This is a genomic window from Ideonella azotifigens, assembly GCF_006519715.1.
Classification (GTDB): domain Bacteria; phylum Pseudomonadota; class Gammaproteobacteria; order Burkholderiales; family Burkholderiaceae_C; genus Ideonella; species Ideonella azotifigens.
This window is the reverse complement of record NZ_VIDT01000578.1, coordinates 1-3,517: the sequence shown is the minus strand read 5'-3', so window position 1 is coordinate 3,517 and position 3,517 is coordinate 1. Positions and strand designations below refer to the sequence as shown.

Genomic DNA, 3,517 nt, shown 5'->3' with positions numbered 1-3,517 from the left:
AGCAGGCAACGTGTCAGGTGGACAGAGGTGTCTCTCATGTATCTCTCCGAATGGAATGAATGCAAAGGCAGTGCGCACGGGCAGGCGGATGCATGCCTGCCGGCCGGCCGGCGTGTCAGACCTGGTGCCGGGCGAACGCGAGCGCAGTCTGTGCGTTTGCAAGCGGCTCCGCATCCTCTTTTTCGGGCTGCGTGAACCGTGTCCCACACTCCTGGGCAATCTGCTTCCGGAAGGGTGAGGCGGTGGCACTTCCGGGCCGGATTTCACGTTCAAGGCGCGTAGGTGACCACGCCTCGTCCACCGGCAGTTGCCGCTTCGGAACCGCGGAGTGCCGCCCACGAAAAAGCGGACCTGCAGGCGGGAAGGCCGTGGCCTTTGCCTTGCAGGTCCGCTGGAAGGCCTGGTGCCAGGCCGTCAGGAGGAGGGAGATGGACGCTGGCTTACTTGCCGACGCGGCCGCGCGGGCTGCCCACGCCGGTGCACTGGTCCCAGCCCACGGCGGCTGCGGCGCCGTTGTTGCCGGTGGTCACGTCATAGAAATTGACGCCGTAGTCCTTGTTCGTCAGCAGCTCGGCGTACAGCAGGTTGTTCTGCGCGTTCGTGTAGTAGCCGCCAGCCTTGGGCGCCATGCCCAGGCGGTTGTTGGACGTGTTGGTAATGCCGGCCACCAGCGGTGCGGCCAGGCTGGTGCCGCCGACCACGTACCAGTTGCCGGCGTTGTAGACCCAGGCGCCGCTGGCCGGGTCGGCGTCAAACGAGATGTCCGGCGAATGGCGTGCGGCCTGGCCGAACAGCGGGTACTGGTAGTTGGTCCAGGGGCCGGTGCCGCTGCCGAACGTGGTGCTGTAGGTTTCGTAGGCGCTGGTGCCGCCGCCCGAACCCGCCCAGCAGCTTTCGCTCAGGAAGGCCTGGGTGGTCGGGTCACGGTTGATGGTGGTGCCGCCCACCGAGGTCACCCACGGCGAGGCGCTGGGGTATTGGGCGCCCAGGCCAGAGTCGCCCGCCGAGAAGAAGAAGTTGACCGGCTTGTTCGCGACCCAGTTGGAACGGAAGACCCAGTCCCAGTCGGTGGATTCAGTGCTCCATTCGGCACCGCCCCAACTGTTCGAGATTTCCCCGCCACCGGCGGCATTCGCCTGCTGGATGGCGATCTGCTCGGCGTACATCATGTCGGCCCAGCTGTTGGAGCAGGCCTCGACCAGGATGATCTTGGCCTTGGGCGCCATGGCGTGGGCCCACTGCACGTCCAGCGCAGCTTCCAGCGCCCAGCCCGAGTTGTAGGGTGGGGTGACGCAGGCGCCGTTGCCGTTGGCGATCACCTTGGTGAAGTTGGCCGCCGGCAGGCCGAAGAAGGAGCTGAAGGTGGCCAGGTCGGCCGCCGCGGTGGGGTAGTCGTAGGCATCGACGATGACGATCGCACGGCCGCCGCCGGTGGCGTTGTAGGCCGAGTTGTTGGTCGGCACGCAGCCGCTGTAGGCGGGACCGACCTTGGCAATGCAGGCCAGCGAAGCCGGGTACTCGGCGAACGTGGCGTTGGGGGCGGGATTGGCCTCGGGGGCTGGCAGGGCAAGGTCTTCCAGGCGGTTGACCTTGACCCCGTTGCGGTTGTGCATCACGTAGTTGGTGTGGACACGCTGGCCGCGATCTTCGGCGCGGCGCACGCTGCTGTCCGGGCGGAACACGTTGGGCGGCAGGACATAGCGGCCCACCGCGTCAGGTTCGGGTGCGGCCAGCGCGTCTGCACCGGGGGTCATCGCGCTGTCGGTGGCTGCGGCCATGCTCAGGCCGGGCAGGGTGGCAACGGCGGCTGCGAGCAGGCAGCGCTTGAAGTGAGTAGAGGCGTCTCTCATGTTGTTCTCCAGAAGGAATGGATGCAGTCATCAGCGCCCCGGCGGCCGGTGCATTCCGGCCTGTGAGTCAGCCTTGTGAAGGCTTGGAGCGCGACCGCAGTCTGTGCTTCTGGCAGGAGAGCGACACCCCTCTTGCAGGGGGTGTCGTGCACGTCGTCCCCTTTTTGAGCGTCCCCCAAAACGGAGATGGTGCCGCGGCACCGGTGCGTCACACCTGCATGTTCATGATGTCGGTGTAGGCCTGCACCAGCCGGTTGCGCACCGACAGCGTGGCCTGGAAGCCGAGCTGCGATTTCTGCATCGCGATCATGGTGTCTTCCAGGCTGACGGACGGGTTGTCCAGCTGCAGTTCCTTCTGCATGCGCTGGGTTTCGAGCTGCGAGTCGCTGACCGACTTCAGCGCGCTGCTCATGGCCGTCTGGAAGCTGCCTTTTTCGACGCTGTTCGTCGCTTTGGCGCGCGAAAGCGGCATGCCGTCCTGGGACAGGCCTGCTTTGGCAACTGCTTGCGCGAAGTCGAAAGGTTTGAGCTTCAGGTCCATGGCATTTCCTTCTCTAGGGGCCCTAAAGAAGTGGAGGGCATGACCGAAATGGTAGAGATCGCCGGGCTTCTCTATGGATGGAACTGCGAGGCGATTGGCGGGTTTCTCGCGTCTTGGTGAACCGCGGCGCTGGCGAACAATTCGGTCCGTGCCCTCTTGTGGGGCCGTTGACCTTTTCGCTGCTGAGTGCCCGATCCCATGGACCAAGCCCTTGTCGCCCCCGTACCCGCCGAGCTGACCCCGGTCGCCCCCCAAGGCGCCGTGGCCAAGCTGATGGCCATGCCGCCCGCCACCAAGCTCAAGCTTGGCGGTGCGGTGGCCGCCGTGCTGGCGGCCATGGTGGCGATGATGCTGTGGGCCAGCCAGGGCGACTGGCGCATCCTCTACAGCGGCCTGCCGGACAAGGAAGCCGGCGCCATCCTGGCCCAGCTCCAGCAGATGGGCGTGCCCTACAAGCACAGCGACGGCGGCGCCTCCATCATGGTGCCGGCCGACAAGGTCTACGACCTGAAGATGAAGCTCGCCGCTGCCGGCCTGCCCAAGGCCAGCGTCACCGGCAACGAGCTGCTGGACAACGCCCGCTTCGGCCAGACCGATCGCCAGGAACGCCTGAACATGCAGCGCGCGCTGGAAGGCGAACTGGTGCGCACCATCACCAAGCTGGACGGCGTGGAAGATGCCCGCGTCCACCTGGCCCTGCCGAACCAGAACGGCTTCTTCCGCGAGCAGCAAAAACCCAGCGCCAGCGTGATGCTGACGCTGATGCCCGGTCGCACGCTGGACCGTGGGCAGTCCGCGGCCATCGTGCACCTGGTCTCGTCCAGCGTGCCGGACCTGAATGCCAAGGCCGTCAGCGTGCTGGACCAGCGCGGCACCCTGCTCTCTGGCCCTGGCGAAGACAGTGCCCGCAGCCTGGACGAACAGCAGCTGCAGTACGTGCATCAGATCGAGGCCAGCTACCTCAAGCGGGTGCAGGACCTGCTGGAGCCGGTGGTCGGCCGCGACAACCTGCGCGCCTCGGTGACCGCCGACATCGACTTCAACCAGACCGAAGCCACTTCCGAGCAATACCGCCCCAACCAGGGCAACGAGCCGGCCGCGGTGCGCAGCACCCAGAGCGCCGAAT

General features: G+C 66.2%; 3 protein-coding genes. 1 reads left to right on the top strand and 2 read right to left on the bottom strand.

Annotated features, from left to right (window positions below):
- Positions 1–440 precede the first annotated feature (440 nt).
- A complete protein-coding gene (locus tag FKP22_RS24355) occupies positions 441–1,850 on the bottom strand; it encodes a S53 family peptidase (RefSeq protein WP_141290249.1) in 1,410 nt (469 codons plus the stop codon).
- 208 nt (positions 1,851–2,058) lie between these two features.
- Positions 2,059–2,391, bottom strand: coding sequence for a flagellar hook-basal body complex protein FliE (fliE, locus tag FKP22_RS24350; protein WP_141290248.1), 333 nt, complete (start codon positions 2,389–2,391; stop codon positions 2,059–2,061).
- A gap of 198 nt (positions 2,392–2,589) precedes the next feature.
- Here fliE and fliF point away from each other — a divergent pair.
- A partial coding sequence (gene fliF, locus FKP22_RS24345; RefSeq protein WP_141290247.1) for a flagellar basal-body MS-ring/collar protein FliF occupies positions 2,590–3,517 on the top strand: 928 nt, incomplete at its 3' end.